The following is a 17,485-nucleotide window of genomic DNA, read 5'->3' as shown; positions in this document are numbered from 1 at the left end:
CACCATGACCACGATTTTAGTCAAAGATGCGCTGCGGACCTCCGTTGAGGCGGCTTCGGGCGGAAAACAGACGGTGCTGTATACCCCGAAGGGACAGCCGACCTTTGTGAATATTATCCCGAAGGTGAGTATCGAAAGCCTGAACCCGGCGCTGGGGATTTCCGGCGTACACCCGGCCTTTAAGCAGGGCGACAGGGAAATCCCGTATCTGTATGTCGGAACCTATCAGGGATGCGTGCTGAACGGTGAGGTCCTGAGTCTGCCCAACGTGGATGCGAATGCCTGTAACGCAACCAGCGCCACTCTTATCCCGTTACTGAAAGCGATGGGCAGCACCTGGCACGGCATGACGTCGGTCGAGTGGGCGCTGATGCAGGCGATGGCCGTGAAAAGCCGCTACAGTCCCCTGGGTGCCGATGTGTACGGCAAGTCCGCGCTGGATGCGACCCAGACCGGACGCCGTATCGACGGCAGAGAGGCGGGCGATTTGTCCTCGCAGTCCCCGCGCATTTATACCGGCTCCGGTCCGGTCTCTTACCGTCAGGACAAAAAATACAACGGCATCAGCGACCTTGCCGGAAACGTCTGGGAGCGTACCTACGGCGCACGTGTGGTGGGTGGCGAAATCCAGCTCTACGGGACCGGCAATGAGGCCGCGCTCGCCGCCTCCGCGGTGTTCAGTGCGCACGGCGCTGATGTGCCGGGCTGGTACGCCATCCATGCGGTGACCGGGGCCTTTATCACCCCGACACATACCGGGAACACCACCACGGCGGACTATGTGGCCACCACCCCCAACAGCGTGCGGGCGGTGACAAAGACCACCGGGCTGGCTGACAACGAGTTTTATCACCCGGCCTGGGGCGGGACTTTCGTTCAGCCGCAGAACACGCTGCCGGAAGCGGTAAAAAATCTTCTGGAGCTGTATGGCGTATGGCCGTCCCTGACCGGTAAGGCGATTGTCCCGGCGGGGTCCACCGTCAACTACAACGCGGGCGCGACAAGCTGCATGCATCCTGTGCGCGGTAAGAACGATATTTTCCAGTTTGGCTTTGCCAACAATATCGAGGTGCTGAATTCCGAGATGGGTCTGCGCCCGGTGTATTACGCGCCCCTGAGTTAATCCCGAGGCCGCCCCGCTCCGGCGGGGAAGCCCGCTATTACGGACTGCCTTATGAGTAAAAAATTCAGCGCCATACTGACCGCGCAGGGGGCTGAACGCCTGGCCGCTGCGGCGGTGAAGGGTATCCCCCTGGGTATCACTCACATGGCCGTCGGCGACGGGGGCGGCGTCCTGCCGGTGCCGTCCCCGGACCAGACCGCCCTGATTAACGAGCAGTACCGCGCACCGTTAAACCGGCTGGTCATCGCCGACCAGGCGGCAAATGTTATCCGCGCCGAAATGATAATGCCGTCGCAGGCCGGGGGCTTCTGGATACGCGAGGCCGCGCTCTTTGACGAAACCGGCATCTGCCTGGCGGTGGCGAACCTGCCCGAATCCTACAAGCCGCTTCTGGCGGAAGGGTCGGGACGTTTTCAGGTGATTAATATCTGGCTGATGGTGAGTCAGACTGCCGATGTGCAGATGATTGCCGACCCGTCAGTCATTCTGGCGACGGTGGAAGAAGTCCGCCGGGCGGGGAACAATGCCAAAGATTATGCCGATGACATTGTTTCCACCCTGGAGAATGAGACGCGGGAGGCCATCACCTCAGCGGTCAGCACCGCTATCCGTGAGTTCTGGGAAGCGGAAAACCCCGTCGGCACGGTCCGGTTTTACAGCCAGCATGTGGACCCGAATGAACGCTATCCGTGGTCAACGTGGACGTATACCGGTGAGAACAGAACCCTCCGCGTGGCAAAAGCGGACGGTTCGAACGTCGGCGCCACCGGCGGCAGCGATACGGTCACCCTGCAGCGGGCGAATCTTCCCGCCGTGCAGGTTGATGTAGCCGGCTCAGCCTCCGAGGTGGAGGAGCAGAGACTGAGAACCGGCAGAGGCGGCGGACATAAGCACAAAGGCGGGATGGCGGGGCCAGGTGAGGCCTGGGACAGTAATTATATTGTGGGCTCCGATAATGACAGCCGCAGGACGCGAAACTATACCTCTGACGAGGGTGAGCACGACCACGAATACACGGTGCCGGGTCACGGTCACGCAGTCAGCGGCAAAACCGATAACCTCGGCGAGAGTAAATCTTTCAGCGTAGTGGAAGCCCATACCCTGCTGATGTGCTGGAGCCGCGTTGCCTGAATCGCCTGGCAAACCATGACTAAATCAGCCCCGGAATGGGGCTTTTTTTCTGCCTGCGATTGTATCAACCACGATACAACTGGCATCAACGGCTTGCGGGGAATGATTTCCCTACCATGGGTGAACCCCTAAACAGGAGATTCATTCATGGCGCAAGACTATCACCATGGCGTGCGTGTTGTTGAGGTTAACGACGGCACCCGCTCTATCACGACGGTGAGCACGGCGATTGTAGGCATGGTATGCACCGGCGATGATGCCGATGCCTCCGTGTTCCCGCTCAATAAGCCGGTTCTGCTTACCGATGTACTGACCGCCAGCGGCAAAGCGGGCGAGTCCGGCACGCTGGCCCGCTCACTGGACGCCATCGCAGACCAGGCAAAACCCGTCACCGTAGTAGTACGTGTTGCCCAGGGCGACACCGAAGCGGAAACCACCTCCAACATTATCGGCGGCGTAACCGCTGACGGTAAGAAAACGGGCATCAAAGCGCTGCTTTCGGCGCAGTCGCAGCTGGGCGTGAAGCCGCGTATTCTTGGCGTGCCGGGCCATGACACGCAGGCTGTTTCCACTGAACTGTTAAGCGTGGCGCAGAGCCTGCGCGGCTTTGCGTACCTGTCTGCCTACGGTTGTAAAACCGTGGAAGAAGCGACTGCCTACCGCGAAAATTTCAGTCAGCGAGAAGGGATGCTGATCTGGCCTGATTTCATCAACTTTGACACGGTGCTGCAGGCAGATGCGACTGCTTACGCCACTGCCCGCGCGCTGGGTCTGCGTGCAAAAATCGACGAGCAGACCGGCTGGCACAAAACCCTTTCTAACGTGGGCGTCAACGGCGTAACCGGCTTGTCTGCGGATGTGTTCTGGGATCTGCAGGACCCGGCAACCGATGCCGGACTGCTGAACCAGAACGACGTCACCACCTTGATCCGCAAGGATGGTTTCCGCTTCTGGGGTTCCCGCTGCCTCAGTGATGACCCGTTATTCCAGTTTGAAAACTACACCCGTACCGCGCAGGTGCTGGCAGACACCATGGCGGAGGCGCATATGTGGGCCGTGGACATGCCGCTTAACCCTTCGCTGGCTCGCGACATTATCGAAGGTATCCGCGCCAAAATGCGCAGCCTGGTAAATCAGGGCTACCTCATCGGCGGTGATTGCTGGATTGATGACAGTGTGAATGACAAAGACACGCTGAAAGCCGGGAAACTCTGGATCGACTACGACTATACGCCAGTGCCGCCACTGGAAAACCTGATGCTGCGCCAGCGCATCACTGACCGTTACCTGGTGGATTTCACCACCCGCGTAAGCGCATAAGGGGGACCCATGGCCTTACCACGCAAGTTAAAACACCTGAATATTTTTAACGCCGGTAACAACTGGATGGGCATTGCTGAATCCGTCACCCTGCCGAAATTCACCCGCAAGCTGGAAAACTACCGCGGCGGCGGTATGCCCGGTTCAGTCGGTATTGATCTGGGGCTGGATGATGGCGCGCTGGATACGGAAATGACCATCGGAGGTACGGAGGCGCTTCTGTTTAAACAGATGGGCAAAGCCACGGTGGACGGCGTGCAGCTGCGCTTTACCGGGTCTATTCAGCGCGACGACACCGGCGAAGTGCAGGCCGTTGAGCTGGTCGTCCGTGGGCGCCACAAAGAAGTGGATTCCGGCGAGTGGAAAACCGGCGAGAGCAATTCCACCAAAGTCAGCAGCGTTAACTGTTACGCGAAGCTGACCATTAACGGTGAAGTGCTCTATGAGGTCGATGCGATCAACATGATTGAAGTTGTTGATGGTGTTGACCTGATGGAAGAACACCGTAAAGCCATCGGCCTTTAATGCAGCACTGGCGCGGACTACCGCGCCAGCCACCCCATAACAGGAAAAAGAACATGAGCGAGAAAACAGTAACTCTGGATACCCCAATCAAGCGCGGCGACACCACCATTACGGAAATTGTGCTGCGTAAACCGCAGTCCGGCGCACTGCGCGGTACGCGCCTTCAGGCGGTGATGGAAATGGATGTGGCCTCTATGATGACAGTGATCCCCCGCATCTCCACGCCAGCGCTGACCCCTCAGGAAATGGCGGACCTTGACCCGGCAGACCTTTCTGCGATGTCGATCGAGGTTGTCCTTTTTTTGTTGCCGAAGTCGGCGCTTGCCAGTTTGCCGACGACCTGACGGTAGATGACCTGGTGGCGGATATCGCCACGATCTTTCACTGGCCGCCGTCCGTCACAGACGTTATGCCGCTTACAGAAGTGCTGGAGTGGCGGCACAGAGCGATAATGCGAAGCGGGGCCAGAGATGAGTGATAAAAACCTGCGCCTGCAGGTGGTTCTGAATGCGGTTGATAAACTCACCCGCCCTTTAAAAATGGCGCAGGCTGGCTCTAAGGAGCTGGCCTCCGCCGTCCGGCAGACCCGCGAACAGCTTAAACGGCTGAATTATGCGGGGGGCCAGTTAAAATCATTCGATCAGCTGTCACAGAGCCTGAGCCGGACCAGTACCGAACTGGACCAGGCGCGGCTGCGTGCGCAGATGATGACCCGTGAAATGTCAGCCCTCGGATCCCCGACAAAAAAGCAGACGGCGGCGCTTGAAACGCAATGGCGGGCCGTGTCACGTCTGGAGCAAAAGCAGCAGCAGGAAACGCGACAGATGGCGGCAGCCAGGGTGGAGCTGTACCGCCTTGGCATCTCTGCTGGCGGCGGTGCCCGTGAAACGGCACGCATTACCCGCGAAACGGATCGCTATAACAAACAGCTGGCAGAGCAGGAAAGGCGCTTGCGGGATGTGGGCGAGCGCCAGCGCAAGCTGAATGCGGTCAGGGCCAAAGCTGACAAGATGCGCGACGTGCGTAACAGCCTGGCGGGGAACGGTGCCGGGATGATGGCGGCCGGGGTGACAACGGGCGCGACACTGCTGGCCCCCATTCGCGCCTACGCGGAATCAGAGAACGCGGCTAACCAGCTGGCAGGCTCAATGATGGGGCCGGGCGGAAAGGTGGCGCCTGAGTTTGAGAAGCTAAACAAGCTGGCGATCGCTCTGGGTGACCGGCTGCCCGGTACCACGGCAGACTTTCAGAACATGATGACCATGTTACGCCGTCAGGGGATGTCAGCGCAGGTTATCCTGGGCGGGCTGGGTGAGTCGGCGGCTTACCTTGGCGTGCAGCTGCAGATGGCGCCGACGGAGGCCGCAGAGTTTGCCGCAAAATTGCAGGACGCCACGCAGACCACCGAAAAAGACATGATGAGCCTGATGGACGTGATCCAGCGGGGTTATTACGCGGGCGTTGACCCTGGCAATATGCTGCAGGGATTTTCAAAAATCAGCGCCGCGATGGACATTATCAAGCTCCAAGGCCTGGACGCTGCAAAAACCTTCGCGCCGCTGCTGGTCATGGCTGATCAGGCGTCGATGGCAGGGGAGTCTGCTGGTAATGCCTACCGAAAGATTTTTCAGGCCACACTGAACAATAAAAAGATTGATAAAGCAAATGATGTACTTGCAGGGACAGGTATAAAGCTGAGTTTTCAGAACAGTAAAGGCCAGTTTGCAGGACTGGAAAACCTTTATAAGCAACTGGATAAGCTGAATAAAATTACCGACGATGGGAAAAAGCAAGCTGTCAAAGCAACCCTTTTTGGTGATGACGCGGAAACCCTGCAGGCACTGAACATCATGATCACAAAAGGGATAGCGGGCTATCGTGAAACCGCCGCCAAACTGGAGAACCAGGCGACCCTGCGTGAGCGTGTAGAGGCGTCACTTAATACCCTGGGGAATAAATGGGAAGCTGCTGGCGGCTCGTTTACTAATGCCATGGCGAGTATCGGTGAAACCGTCGCGCCGGTACTGAAAAATATTGCTGACTGGTTAGGCGATCTGGCGTCAGCTCTCGACGGGTTTGTTAAGCGTCATCCGCAATTGACTGCCGCACTTTTCAAGATTGCGGCCGTATTTGCCATCGTTGCTACTGCTGCGGGTGTGTTGTCGCTGGCGCTGGCGTCCATCCTGGGACCGATGGCAATTGTACGGGTAAGCGCCGGGGTTTTGGGCCTTAAATTTACCTCTGCGTTTGCCCTTATCACAAAAGTGATTAGCGGTACGGGCCAGGCGATCCTGTGGCTGGGTAGATTGATGATGGCTAACCCCATGCTGGCAATAATTGGCCTCATTGCGATGGGGGCCATTTACATCTGGCAGAACTGGGAAACGCTGGGGCCGAAGTTTAAAGCTCTGTGGGATGCCATCTCATCCGGCGTATCAGGGGCATGGGCTGTGATTAAGCAGACTATCAGCAATAAATGGGATGAAATTCTGAATGATGTTGCCGCGCTGCCCGCGAAGTTTAAAGAAGTGGGCGGGGCAATCATTGACGGCATCCTGAGCGGTATCAATGAGAAATGGGAGACGCTCAAGAGCAAGTTGGCATCGGTAAAAAGCTACCTGCCGGAGTGGATGACCGGCGGCGACAAATCACCTGGTGCCACCCAGCAAAAAGGCGCCGGAGGATTCTTTGCGGGGATGTATGACAGTGGCGGTTATATTCCGAGCGGGCAAGTGGGCATCGCGGGAGAAAATGGCCCGGAACTGATTAACGGTCCGGCCTATGTGACCAGCCGCCGGAGGACCGCAGCGCTGGCATCCGTTGTCGCCGGAATGATGGGGGGAGCAATGCCTGCAGAGGCTGCACCGCTTCATCCAATGAGCCTGCCGGCAGCATCATACCGCCCAGAAGCAGAGAAACCGGCAGGTACGCAGCCGGTATTCCAGTTTGAAACCCAGGCACAAATTATTATCCAGGCGCAACCAGGGCAGAGTCCGCAGGATATTGCGCGGGAGGTCGCGCGACAACTCGATGAGCGCGAGCGCCGCATGAGGGCTAAGGCCCGCAGCAGTTTCAGCGATCAAGGGGGGTACGATTCATGATGATGGTTCTGGGCTTGTTTGTGTTTCAACTGCGCACGGTGCCCTATCAGCAACTGCAGTATCAGCGGAACTGGCGGCATGTGACCAACAACCGCGTTAATCGCCGTCCGACAACGCAGTTTCTGGGGCCAGATAACGATCAGCTGACGTTCTCCGGCGTCCTCATGCCGGAAGTTACTGGCGGCAGGTTGTCTCTGCTGGCGCTGGAGCTGATGGCGGAGCAGGGCAAGGCCTGGCCTCTGATCGAGGGCGGCGGGACCATCTACGGTATGTATGTGATTGAAAGTCTGAGCCAGACGAAAACGGAATTTTTCGCCAGCGGTGAAGCGAGAAAAATAGAGTTTTCGCTGGGACTTAAACGGGTGGATGAGTCGTTGTCTGAAATGTTCGGCAGCCTGAGCGACCAGCTTAGCAGCCTGCAGGACTCCGCTGCGGCAGCGGTAGGGAATATCAGAAACGCGGTGGGAGGATTACTGCAGTGATTGAGATGACAGATTTACTCAATCAGGGCAGTAAGACACCGGCCTTTCGCATCGTGATCGAAGGCAAAGACGCAACGCAGACCCTGGATAAACGTCTGCTGGGTATGACGCTGACCGACAACCGCGGATTTGAGGCTGACCAGCTCGATCTGGAGTTGGACGACGCCGACGGACTGGTGATTATGCCGCGTCGTGGCGCGGTGATTTCTCTGGCGCTGGGATGGAAAGGCGAGCCGTTGTTTTCGAAAGGGAAATTTACCGTTGATGAAATAGAGCATAGCGGCAGCCCGGACAGGCTGACAATCCGTGCCCGTAGCGCGGATTTCAGGGAGACGCTGAATGTCAGGCGTGAAAAGTCATGGCACAAAACGACGGTGGGCGAAGTGGTGAAGGAAATTGCCACACGGCACAGCCTGAAGGTTGCCATTGGCAAAGATGTTGCTGCGCAGGCACTGGACCACCTTGATCAGACCAACGAAAGCGATGCGAGTTTTTTGATGAAGCTGGCGCGGCAGTACGGTGCGATTGCCTCGGTGAAGGACAGTAATCTGCTGTTTATCCGGCAGGGGCAGGGAAAAACGGCCAGTGGAAAACCGCTGCCGGTCATCACTATTACCCGTAAGGACGGTGACAGCCACCGGTTCAGCCTGGCTGACAGGGGAGCGTATACCGGGGTGATTGCTCACTGGCTGCATACGCGGGAACCGGCAAAGAAAGAAACGGCTAAGGTGAAGCGCCGCCGGAGGACGACAAAACCCAAAGAGCCGGAGGCAAAGCAGGGGGATTACCTGATCGGGACGGATGAGAACGTGCTGGTTCTGAACCGAACCTATGCGAACCGCAGTAATGCAGAGCGGGCTGCAAAAATGAACTGGGAGCGGCTGCAGCGCGGTGTTGCGTCATTTTCTCTGCAGCTGGCAGAAGGCCGGGCGGATCTCTATACGGAAATGCCCGTTAAGGTCAGCGGCTTTAAACAGCCCATTGATGATGCAGAATGGACCATCACAACGTTAACGCACATGGTCAGTGCGGATAGCGGATTTACGACCAGCATCGAACTGGAAGTGAAAATTGATGATCTAGTAATGGATTGAGGTTTTCAAAAGAGAACTTAAAGTTCACAAAGTGAAATAATGTTGTATCATTATTGCGATTTCAGGAAAAATGGTGGGGACGTAAAAATGATGATTTGCCCATTGTGTGGAAGTGCAGCCCATACTCGCAGCAGTTTCCAGGTCTCTTCAATGACCAAAGAACGTTACAACCAGTGCCAGAATATCAACTGCAGCCATACGTTCGTAACGCATGAGACTTTTGTGCGCTCAATCTCTACACCTAAAGAGGCCCATCATGTGCAGCCTCATCCTACAAATTCAGGTCAGGCAGCACTGTCTCTTTGAGGCTGCCGCCACTTTGTCGCCATGGCTTAAAAAGAGGGTTTGTAACTATATGATTTTAAATGTCTTAAAATCCAGGCAACAAAAAACCCATCAACCTTGAACCAAAATGGCGGGGTTGATGGGCTCCACAAAATGGGGACATCAAAGAAAAGCAGTGGCACTACTTATGACTGATGCCCAAGAGAAAAGTTCTGCCTCTATCCATTTTTTTCTTAAATATTTACTGTAGCCCTGGCCAGATGATAACAATCAGCGTCCCCGCCAGGGTCAGAAGAACGTTGGCAATCGCATAGGTGCCCGCGTAGCCCAGCGCCGGAATGTTGCTGCGCGCGGTGTCGCTGATAATTTCCATCGCCGGAGCGCAGGTGCGCGCCCCCATCATGGCGCCAAACAACATCGCGCGGTTCATACGCAGCACATAGGCGCCAAACAAGAAGCAAATTACCACCGGCACCAGGCTGACGATAAGACCCGCCGCCAGCATCTGGCCGCCGATGGCGCCCAGGCCGTGACCAATCCCGGCGCCGGCGCTCAGACCGACCCCGGCCATAAAGACCATCAGGCCGAACTCTTTCACCATATTCAGCGCGCCCTGCGGAATATAGCCGAAGGTCGGGTGGTTGGCGCGCAGGAAACCGAGCATAATCCCGGCAAACAGCAGCCCCGCCGCGTTACCGATACCAAAGCTGAAAGAGCTGAACTGGAAGGTGATCATGCCGATCATCAGCCCGACGATAAAGAAGGCGCAGAAGGCGAGCAGGTCGGTCACCTGGCTGTGAATGGAGATAAAGCCGATGCGGTCGGCAACGGTTTTGACGCGTCGCGCATCGCCGCTGACCTGTAACACGTCGCCTTTGTTGAGCACCACGTTATCGTCGATCGGCATTTCAATCTGGCTGCGGATGACGCGGTTTAAGAAGCAGCCGTGATCGGTCAGCTTCAGCTGCGCAAGACGGCGGCCTACGGCGTTGTGGTTTTTCACCACGATCTCTTCGGTGACGATGCGCATATCCAGCAGATCGCGGTCGAAGACCTCTTTGCCGTTACGGAAGCTGGGATCAAGGCGGGCATGGGCGTCCGGGTAACCCACCAGCGCGATATCATCGCCCATCTGCAGGACGGCATCGCCATCCGGGTTCGCCAGAATACCGTTACGGCGAATACGCTCAATGTAGCAGCCGGTTTGCCGGTAAATCCCCAGCTCGCGCAGATTTTTACCGTCAGCCCAGGCGACCAGCTCCGGGCCGACGCGATAGGCCCGGATCACCGGCAGGTAGACTTTACGTTTGGAGTCGGTATCGAGCCCGCGTTCACGCGCAATCTGCTGGGCGCTGGTTTGCAGATCCTGATGCTGCAGCTTCGGCATATAGCGCGCGCCGACGATCAGACTGACGAGACCAATCAGATAGGTCAGGGCGTAGCCCAGACTCAGGTGGTCGAGGGAGAGCGCCAGCCGATCGCTGGGCAGGCCAAAGTGCCGTAGCGTATCCCCCGCACCGACCAGCACCGGCGTTGATGTCATCGCACCTGCGAGCATCCCGGCGGTCAGACCGATGTCCCAGCCGAACAGTTTTCCCAGCCCCATCGCCAGCAACATCGCGCTGCCGACCATCACCAGGGCGAGCATCAGATAGTTTTTTCCGTCGCGGAAAAAAATAGAAAAAAAGTTGGGACCCGCTTCCACGCCAACGCAAAAAATAAACAGCATAAAGCCCAGATTTAGCGCATCAGTGTTAATACTGAAATGCTGCTGACCTAATAATAATGAAACCACTAAAACGCCAATAGAATTACCAAGTTGTACTGACCCGAGACGAAGTTTCCCGAGACAAAGCCCCAGGGCAAGTACAACGAATAATAACAGGATGTAATTCCCGTTTAACAAATCTGCGACGTTTATATTCACGAAAGCCAACTTCTCATTTACTAGTAAGTTGTTGAAGGAAATGGTTATTTGGTCTAAGGTTGGTCCAGTGTTCGCGTTGTCCCGAACCCTGTTCTGGCATCCCGTTATAACCAGTAAAAACAGAGCCGGTAGTTTAATCCTTCCTGGATGCTGCGGCTAGTCACAATCGTTTTTACGCCGATGGGGAGCTAAATTGGCATGGATTGCCGGAATGCTTTATCTGACTGGACGAAGTGAAGTGGGTTAGAAGCAGAATCAGGAGGATATTGTGAAATCTGAGCGTGCCTGGGTGGGTATTACCTGTGGGTTCTTTCTGTTTATCGTAGTGTGTTTATTGTTGTTACTGCATATGAAAGGCGTCTTTCGGGCTACCGGTAATCCTGAGGTTGGACTGCTCTACTTTTTGCTGCCCGGTGCGGCCGCCAGCTGCCTCTCTCCGGGGCGACGCGTCATCCAGCCGCTGGTGGGGGCGATTCTGGCGACTCCCGTCTGTCTGCTGATCATGCGGATTTTTTTTGCGGCTCAGCGTACCTTCTGGCAACAACTGGCGTGGCTGTTTAGCGCGGTATTCTGGTGTGCGCTGGGTGCGCTGTGCTTTCTGTTTATCTGCGCCTGGCTGGATACCAGACGCAATCATTCGTCAGAGGAATGAGTCGGCTCAGGCAAACAGACCGAGATTCTCTTTCGCCCAGGCTTCAAAATCGGTGCAGCCGCCGATATGTTTTTGATCGACAAAAATCTGCGGAACGGTCTCAACCGGTTTGCCTACGGTCTTTTCCAGGTCGCTCTTGCTGATGCCTTCGGCGTGAATATCAACGTAGCGGTAGTTGAAGTCATCGCGTTCATTGGTCAGTTTCTCTGCCAGTTCTTTAGCGCGAACACAATACGGGCAACCAGGGCGACCAAAAATAACGGTAAACATACTTTCTCTCCTTAAATCTCAGCCGGATGGCGAATGGCAGCTATGATGACGCGTTATGCCGGCGAGGAAAAGAAGGTTCTGCCTTTTTCTTCGATGGTTTAAGGCTATGTTTGATAAATGTCTTCGTGGTTAAATCATTATACTGTGTCGGCCGCGCGCGATTAGCCTGCGGAGCGCGCGAATAATATTGACTGGAGGAGAGCAGAGCTATGCGATCGCCTGCCGTTTTGCCAAAAAGCGTTCTGCTGGTAGAGATCATCGGGATTGTGCTGTTGACCCTCGCCTGGCTCTCGCTCAATCAGTACCTGCAGCTGCCGGCGCCGTTTTCCAGCCCGACGGCGGCGATGCTGATGATTTTTTCCGGGATCCTGCTGATGCTCCCGGCAGCGATAGCATTAATGTGGCGAATGGCCAGGATCGTCGCGCCACAGCTGACTCACACTCCAAAACCAACTTCTTCACCAGACAGAGAAAAACAAGATGACGCCGACCATTGATCTGCTGCGTAGCCACCGTTCCATCCGCCACTTTACCGATGCGCCGATCGGCGACGAACAGCGCGAAGCTATCATCGCCAGTGCGCAGGGGGCCTCAAGCTCGAGCTTTTTACAATGCAGCTCCATTATTCGCGTCACCGATCCTCAGCTTCGTGAGCAGCTGGTCACGATGAGCGGCGGCCAGCAGCACGTTGCGCGCGCGGCGGAGTTCTGGGTATTTTGCGCCGACTTTAACCGCCTCCTGCAAATCTGTCCGGACGCCCAGCTGGGGCTGGCCGAACAGCTGCTGCTGGGGGCGGTGGATACCGCAATGATGGCGCAAAATGCGCTGGTTGCCGCCGAATCCCTGGGCCTCGGCGGCGTCTATATCGGCGGGATCCGCAATAGTATTGAAGGGGTGACCGAACTGCTGAAGCTGCCGCAGCACGTCCTGCCGCTGTTTGGCTTGTGCCTGGGATGGCCCGCCGATAACCCGGGGGTGAAGCCGCGCATGCCTGCGGCGCTGCTGGTGCATGAAAATGCGTACCAGCCGGTGGATGAGGCGGTGCTGGCACAATATGATGAGCAGATGGCGCAGTACTACCTGTCGCGCGGCAGCAACACCCGCCGTGATACCTGGAGCGACCATATTCGGCGCACTATCATTAAAGAAAGTCGCCCGTTTATTCTCGACTATCTGCATAAGCAGGGGTGGGCAACGCGCTGATTGCGTGTACACTGCTGCCTGCTTTCCGCCCCGCCATTTGGTGCACCGGGCGGTCGTGGCGCAATTAACATATTGCAGGCCCGCCGGAGCGGGCCTTGTTGCAGAGGTGCAGGGTGAAAATTGCTATATTATCCCGGGATGGAACGCTTTATTCATGTCGTCGCCTGCGCGAAGCCGCGCAAAAACGCGGCCACCAGGTGGAAATTCTCGATCCGCTTTCCTGCTATATGAACGTGAGTCCGGTGGCCTCATCGATTCACTATAAGGGACGCCAGCTCCCGCATTTCGATGCCGTGATCCCACGCATTGGTTCCGCAATTACCTATTACGGGACCGCCGCCCTTCGTCAGTTTGAACTGCTCGGCAGCTATCCGCTCAATGAATCGGTGGCGATAACCCGCGCCCGTGACAAGCTGCGCTCGTTGCAGCTGCTGGCGCGGCAGGGGATCGATCTGCCGCTGACCGGTATTGCGCACTCTCCGGACGATACCAGCGACCTGATTGCCATGGTCGGCGGCGCGCCGCTGGTGGTCAAACTGGTGGAAGGGACGCAGGGCATCGGCGTGGTGTTGGCGGAGACCCGCCAGGCGGCAGAGAGCGTGATCGACGCTTTCCGCGGCCTGAACGCGCATATTCTGGTTCAGGAGTATATCGCCGAGGCGAAAGGGCGGGATGTACGCTGCCTGGTCGTGGGTAATGAAGTGGTGGCGGCGATCGAGCGGCGGGCGAAAGAGGGCGATTTCCGCTCTAACCTGCACCGCGGCGGTGTGGCGACGGTGGCCACGATCAGCGATCAGGAACGTGAGATGGCGATCAGGGCGGCGCAAACCCTGGGGCTGGATGTCGCCGGGGTGGATATCCTTCGCGCGACCCGTGGGCCGCTGGTCATGGAGGTGAACGCCTCTCCGGGTCTGGAAGGCATTGAAACGACCACCGGAATTGATATTGCCGGGCGCATGATCGCCTGGATTGAGCGTCAGGCCACGCCAGAATTTTGTCTGAAAATGGGCGGATAACCGGCGCGGGCGACACTTTCATGGTATGCGCGGCGTTTTTTGCGTAAGCTATGGCGTCGTTTTTCTACAGTAAGAGGTCACAGGTCATATGGATTCACTGGTCGTTCCGGGTCTGGATACGCTACGTCACTGGCTCGATGAGTTAGGTATCAACTTCTTTGAGTGTGATTCCTGCCAGGCCTTGCATCTGCCGCATATGCAGAATTTCGACGGCATTTTTGATGCGAAGCTCGATCTGGTGGATAACGTCGTGCTCTTTTCCGCCCTGGCTGAAGTGAAGCCTTCGGCGCTGCTCGGACTTTCCGCGGATCTTTCGGCAATTAACGCCAGTTCGTTGACCGTCAAAGCCTTCCTCGATATTCAGGATGACAATCTGCCCAAACTGGTGGTGTGTCAGGCGCTTTCCGTCGGCGTCGGCATTACCGTCGAACAGTTTGGCTGGTTCTTCCGCCAGAGCGAAGAGCAGATTTCTATGGTTATCCTCGAAGCTGCAGCCAACCAGGTGCTCTATAAAGCCGAAGAAGAAGAGTACGTCGCTGAAGATATTCAGCACCATTTTCTTCACTAAACCTGCCGATGAATAGCGCAGCCACTGCCATAGCGGCTGCGTATTACGTGCTTTTATTCTGCATTTAACCTTTCCTTCAAGAATTTTTCACCGCCATTCAGCCGCTTTTGGCTTATCACGTAGACCGTTATTGCATAAAAAATTGATAAAAGGCGTTATTTTACCTGGGCTATAGCCTCTTATTCTGGCTACAGTTATTCTGACGATGCTTCCAGTTGCGGGCAACCATTCCGGGAGAGGTCCTCTCTCCTTTTCTTAGGCAATGAGAAAATATGCATGATTATTGCATGCAGACAAGTGCGTATATTAAGCCCGCTTGTTAACGGGCATTGAGAAGGAAAAAGAGATATGACCGCCTTTGGTAAAAAATGGTTAACAGGTCTGGTTACGGGTGCGTTGATGGCCGTCTCTGCCGGTTCACTCGCCGCTGAACAAAAAACCCTGCATGTTTATAACTGGTCTGATTATATTGCGCCGGATACGGTGGCAAATTTTGAAAAAGAGACCGGTATTAAAGTGGTGTACGACGTTTTTGACTCCAACGAAGTACTGGAAGGCAAATTAATGGCGGGCAGCACCGGCTTTGACCTGGTGGTCCCGTCCGCCAGCTTCCTCGAACGTCAGCTGGCGGCAGGCGTCTTCCAGCCTCTGGACAAAAGCAAGCTGCCAAACTGGAAGAATCTTGACCCGGAAGTCCTCAAGCTGGTCGCCAAACACGACCCGGATAACAAGTACGCGATGCCGTACCTGTGGGCGACCACCGGCATTGGCTATAACGTCGATAAAGTGAAAGCCGTGCTCGGTAAAGATGCGCCGCTGAATAGCTGGGATCTGGTGCTTAAGCCGGAGAACCTTGAAAAACTGAAAAGCTGCGGCGTCTCCTTCCTTGATGCGCCGGAAGAGATTTTTGCCACCGTCCTGAACTATCTGGGCAAAGATCCGAACAGTACAAAAGCCGATGATTATACCGGTCCGGCGACCGACCTGCTGCTGAAACTGCGGCCGAATATCCGCTACTTCCACTCCTCGCAATATATTAACGATCTTGCTAACGGCGATATCTGCGTCGCCATCGGCTGGGCTGGCGATGTCTGGCAGGCGGCGAACCGGGCAAAAGAAGCGAAGAACGGCGTAAACGTCTCCTACTTCATTCCCAAAGAGGGGGCGCTGGCGTTCTTTGATGTCTTCGCGATGCCGGCGGATGCGAAAAACAAAGATGAGGCTTATCAGTTCCTTAACTATCTGATGCGCCCGGAAGTGATCGCCAAAATCAGCGATCAGGTGTACTACGCTAACGGCAACAAAGCCTCTACGCCGCTGGTGAGCGAAACCATCCGTAATAACCCGGCTATCTACCCGCCGGCCGATGTGTTCGCCAAACTGTTCACCCTGAAGGTGCAGGATCCGAAAATCGACCGCGTACGTACGCGGGCGTGGACGAAAGTCAAAAGCGGGAAATAAAACCTGATGGCCCGGTTCACCGGGCCTGAAAGGTCTGACCCGGCCGGGTGGTTTCTCCGCGTGGTCGGGCAACAAACGGATTAAAGTGCAGCGAATACATGCACCAGGATGGTGCACCTGCACTGTAAAGTTCAATGTATGGCAACCGGGCCATACGGTGGTAGTTTTTTGCCGGAGAGCACCTGAGTGAACGACGCAATTCCCCGCCCACAAGCGAAAACCCCCAAAGCGCTGACCCCGCTGCTGGAAATCCGTAATCTGACGAAGTCTTTCGACGGGCAGCACGCCGTCGATGACGTCAACCTCACGATTTATAAAGGTGAAATCTTCGCCCTGCTGGGCGCATCCGGCTGTGGAAAATCGACGCTGCTGCGTATGCTGGCCGGCTTTGAGGAGCCGACGGCCGGGCAAATTATGCTCGATGGCGTTGACCTGTCGCGCGTGCCGCCCTACCAGCGGCCGATCAATATGATGTTTCAGTCCTACGCCCTGTTCCCCCATATGACGGTGGAGCAGAACATTGCCTTTGGTCTGAAGCAGGACAAGCTGCCGAAAGCCGAAATCGCCAGCCGGGTGCAGGAGATGCTGGCGCTGGTGCATATGCAGGAGTTCGCTAAACGCAAACCGCATCAGCTTTCCGGCGGTCAGCGGCAGCGCGTGGCGCTGGCCCGTAGCCTGGCGAAACGACCAAAGCTGCTGCTGCTTGATGAGCCGATGGGCGCGCTGGATAAAAAGCTCCGCGATCGTATGCAGCTGGAAGTGGTGGATATCCTCGAGCGCGTGGGGGCGACCTGCGTCATGGTGACCCACGATCAGGAAGAGGCGATGACCATGGCGGGACGTATCGCCATTATGAACCGCGGGAAGTTCGTGCAAATCGGCGAGCCGGAGGAGATCTACGAGCATCCGACAACCCGCTACAGTGCGGAATTTATCGGCTCGGTCAACGTGTTTGAAGGGGTAGTAAAAGATCGTCTGGAAGATGGTCTGGTGCTGAGTTCACCGGGGCTGACGCATCCGCTGAAGGTCGATCCTGATGCCTCCGTCATTGACAATGTGCCGGTGTGGGTCGCTCTGCGCCCGGAAAAAATTATGCTCTGCGATGAGCCGCCGGCGGATGGCTACAACTTTGCGGTAGGAGAGGTGATCTATATCGCCTACCTCGGCGACCTGTCTATCTACCACGTGCGGCTGCAAAGCGGGCAGATGATCAGCGCCCAGCTACAGAACGAACACCGCCACCGTAAGGGCACGCCAACCTGGGGTGATGAAGTGCGTTTGTGCTGGGATGCCGACAGCTGCGTTGTTCTGACGGTGTAAGGAGAGG

Annotated in this window: 19 protein-coding genes; 17 read left to right on the top strand and 2 right to left on the bottom strand. The window is 56.3% G+C overall.

The genetic code is table 11. The annotated features are described in order from the left end of the window. Positions 1–4 precede the first annotated feature (4 nt). The 10 genes from GRPL_RS04260 to GRPL_RS27200 all read left to right on the top strand — a co-directional run bounded on the left by GRPL_RS04260 (position 5) and on the right by GRPL_RS27200 (position 9,082). Positions 5–1,123 (top strand): hypothetical protein, encoded by a 1,119-nt coding sequence (locus tag GRPL_RS04260; protein WP_032700469.1) that lies wholly within the window; start codon positions 5–7, stop codon positions 1,121–1,123. 51 nt (positions 1,124–1,174) lie between these two features. Further along, the gene (locus tag GRPL_RS04265) at positions 1,175–2,254 is read left to right on the top strand and encodes a phage tail protein (RefSeq protein WP_032700468.1); all 1,080 of its coding nucleotides are present in this window, start codon (positions 1,175–1,177) and stop codon (positions 2,252–2,254) included. Between the two features lie 147 nt (positions 2,255–2,401). After that, positions 2,402–3,574, top strand: a complete 1,173-nt coding sequence (locus GRPL_RS04270; protein ID WP_032700467.1) for a phage tail sheath protein — start codon at positions 2,402–2,404, stop codon at positions 3,572–3,574. Positions 3,575–3,583: 9 nt separating this feature from the next. Further along, positions 3,584–4,099 carry a phage major tail tube protein gene (locus tag GRPL_RS04275; RefSeq protein WP_032700466.1) on the top strand — a complete coding sequence of 172 codons (516 nt, stop codon included), beginning with the start codon at positions 3,584–3,586 and terminating at the stop codon, positions 4,097–4,099. Between the two features lie 53 nt (positions 4,100–4,152). Continuing rightward, positions 4,153–4,443, top strand: coding sequence for a phage tail assembly protein (locus GRPL_RS04280; RefSeq protein ID WP_032700465.1), 291 nt, complete (start codon positions 4,153–4,155; stop codon positions 4,441–4,443). Positions 4,444–4,457: 14 nt separating this feature from the next. Continuing rightward, positions 4,458–4,577 (top strand): GpE family phage tail protein, encoded by a 120-nt coding sequence (locus GRPL_RS27205; protein WP_072010701.1) that lies wholly within the window; start codon positions 4,458–4,460, stop codon positions 4,575–4,577. Continuing rightward, a complete protein-coding gene (locus GRPL_RS04285) occupies positions 4,570–7,200 on the top strand; it encodes a phage tail tape measure protein (protein ID WP_032700464.1) in 2,631 nt (876 codons plus the stop codon). The genes GRPL_RS27205 and GRPL_RS04285 overlap by 8 nt, the downstream gene beginning before the upstream one ends. Next, positions 7,197–7,682 (top strand): phage tail protein, encoded by a 486-nt coding sequence (locus GRPL_RS04290; RefSeq protein WP_032700463.1) that lies wholly within the window; start codon positions 7,197–7,199, stop codon positions 7,680–7,682. The genes GRPL_RS04285 and GRPL_RS04290 overlap by 4 nt, the downstream gene beginning before the upstream one ends. A 5-nt stretch (positions 7,683–7,687) precedes the next feature. Further along, the gene (locus GRPL_RS04295; RefSeq protein ID WP_032700519.1) at positions 7,688–8,776 is read left to right on the top strand and encodes a phage late control D family protein; all 1,089 of its coding nucleotides are present in this window, start codon (positions 7,688–7,690) and stop codon (positions 8,774–8,776) included. A gap of 87 nt (positions 8,777–8,863) precedes the next feature. Continuing rightward, entirely contained in the window at positions 8,864–9,082 is a 219-nt protein-coding gene (locus GRPL_RS27200; RefSeq protein WP_032431668.1) for an ogr/Delta-like zinc finger family protein, read from the top strand. Between the two features lie 220 nt (positions 9,083–9,302). Here GRPL_RS27200 and GRPL_RS04300 read toward each other — a convergent pair whose 3' ends face one another. After that, positions 9,303–10,988 (bottom strand): aspartate:alanine antiporter, encoded by a 1,686-nt coding sequence (locus GRPL_RS04300; protein ID WP_004859941.1) that lies wholly within the window; start codon positions 10,986–10,988, stop codon positions 9,303–9,305. A gap of 268 nt (positions 10,989–11,256) precedes the next feature. On the opposite strand from GRPL_RS04300, the gene GRPL_RS04305 reads away from it, so the two are divergent. After that, positions 11,257–11,640 carry an inner membrane protein YbjM gene (locus GRPL_RS04305; protein WP_032688671.1) on the top strand — a complete coding sequence of 128 codons (384 nt, stop codon included), beginning with the start codon at positions 11,257–11,259 and terminating at the stop codon, positions 11,638–11,640. Between the two features lie 6 nt (positions 11,641–11,646). On the opposite strand, the gene GRPL_RS04310 is transcribed toward GRPL_RS04305, so the two are convergent. Further along, the gene (locus GRPL_RS04310; protein ID WP_004859945.1) at positions 11,647–11,910 is read right to left on the bottom strand and encodes a GrxA family glutaredoxin; all 264 of its coding nucleotides are present in this window, start codon (positions 11,908–11,910) and stop codon (positions 11,647–11,649) included. 209 nt (positions 11,911–12,119) lie between these two features. On the opposite strand from GRPL_RS04310, the gene GRPL_RS04315 reads away from it, so the two are divergent. From GRPL_RS04315 to potG, 6 genes are all read left to right on the top strand, one after another. Continuing rightward, a complete protein-coding gene (locus GRPL_RS04315; protein WP_032688670.1) occupies positions 12,120–12,407 on the top strand; it encodes a YbjC family protein in 288 nt (95 codons plus the stop codon). Continuing rightward, complete coding sequence (gene nfsA / locus GRPL_RS04320; protein WP_032688669.1) at positions 12,391–13,113, top strand: oxygen-insensitive NADPH nitroreductase; 723 nt, start codon at positions 12,391–12,393, stop codon at positions 13,111–13,113. The genes GRPL_RS04315 and nfsA overlap by 17 nt, the downstream gene beginning before the upstream one ends. Positions 13,114–13,226: 113 nt before the next feature. Further along, positions 13,227–14,129 carry a 30S ribosomal protein S6--L-glutamate ligase gene (gene rimK / locus GRPL_RS04325; RefSeq protein WP_004859950.1) on the top strand — a complete coding sequence of 301 codons (903 nt, stop codon included), beginning with the start codon at positions 13,227–13,229 and terminating at the stop codon, positions 14,127–14,129. Positions 14,130–14,217: 88 nt separating this feature from the next. Beyond that, a complete protein-coding gene (locus GRPL_RS04330) occupies positions 14,218–14,697 on the top strand; it encodes a type III secretion system chaperone family protein (protein WP_004859952.1) in 480 nt (159 codons plus the stop codon). A 348-nt stretch (positions 14,698–15,045) separates the two neighbouring features. Then, positions 15,046–16,158 (top strand): spermidine/putrescine ABC transporter substrate-binding protein PotF, encoded by a 1,113-nt coding sequence (potF, locus tag GRPL_RS04335; protein WP_004859954.1) that lies wholly within the window; start codon positions 15,046–15,048, stop codon positions 16,156–16,158. 186 nt (positions 16,159–16,344) lie between these two features. After that, entirely contained in the window at positions 16,345–17,478 is a 1,134-nt protein-coding gene (gene potG, locus GRPL_RS04340; RefSeq protein WP_032688668.1) for a putrescine ABC transporter ATP-binding subunit PotG, read from the top strand. Positions 17,479–17,485 lie beyond the last annotated feature (7 nt).

Source organism: Klebsiella planticola ATCC 33531 (genome assembly GCF_000735435.1).
Classification (GTDB): domain Bacteria; phylum Pseudomonadota; class Gammaproteobacteria; order Enterobacterales; family Enterobacteriaceae; genus Klebsiella; species Klebsiella planticola.
Note: the sequence above shows the minus strand (reverse complement) of the source record. Positions and strands in the feature narration are given on the sequence as shown.

Coding starts and splice junctions, on each gene's coding strand:
- GRPL_RS04260 (WP_032700469.1), top strand. CDS start 5: ATGACCACGATTTTAGTCAAAGATGCGCTGCGGACCTCCGTTGAGGCG.
- GRPL_RS04265 (WP_032700468.1), top strand. CDS start 1,175: ATGAGTAAAAAATTCAGCGCCATACTGACCGCGCAGGGGGCTGAACGC.
- GRPL_RS04270 (WP_032700467.1), top strand. CDS start 2,402: ATGGCGCAAGACTATCACCATGGCGTGCGTGTTGTTGAGGTTAACGAC.
- GRPL_RS04275 (WP_032700466.1), top strand. CDS start 3,584: ATGGCCTTACCACGCAAGTTAAAACACCTGAATATTTTTAACGCCGGT.
- GRPL_RS04280 (WP_032700465.1), top strand. CDS start 4,153: ATGAGCGAGAAAACAGTAACTCTGGATACCCCAATCAAGCGCGGCGAC.
- GRPL_RS04285 (WP_032700464.1), top strand. CDS start 4,570: ATGAGTGATAAAAACCTGCGCCTGCAGGTGGTTCTGAATGCGGTTGAT.
- GRPL_RS04290 (WP_032700463.1), top strand. CDS start 7,197: ATGATGATGGTTCTGGGCTTGTTTGTGTTTCAACTGCGCACGGTGCCC.
- GRPL_RS04295 (WP_032700519.1), top strand. CDS start 7,688: ATGACAGATTTACTCAATCAGGGCAGTAAGACACCGGCCTTTCGCATC.
- GRPL_RS27200 (WP_032431668.1), top strand. CDS start 8,864: ATGATGATTTGCCCATTGTGTGGAAGTGCAGCCCATACTCGCAGCAGT.
- GRPL_RS04310 (WP_004859945.1), bottom strand. CDS start 11,910: ATGTTTACCGTTATTTTTGGTCGCCCTGGTTGCCCGTATTGTGTTCGC.
- GRPL_RS04315 (WP_032688670.1), top strand. CDS start 12,120: ATGCGATCGCCTGCCGTTTTGCCAAAAAGCGTTCTGCTGGTAGAGATC.
- nfsA (WP_032688669.1), top strand. CDS start 12,391: ATGACGCCGACCATTGATCTGCTGCGTAGCCACCGTTCCATCCGCCAC.
- GRPL_RS04330 (WP_004859952.1), top strand. CDS start 14,218: ATGGATTCACTGGTCGTTCCGGGTCTGGATACGCTACGTCACTGGCTC.
- potF (WP_004859954.1), top strand. CDS start 15,046: ATGACCGCCTTTGGTAAAAAATGGTTAACAGGTCTGGTTACGGGTGCG.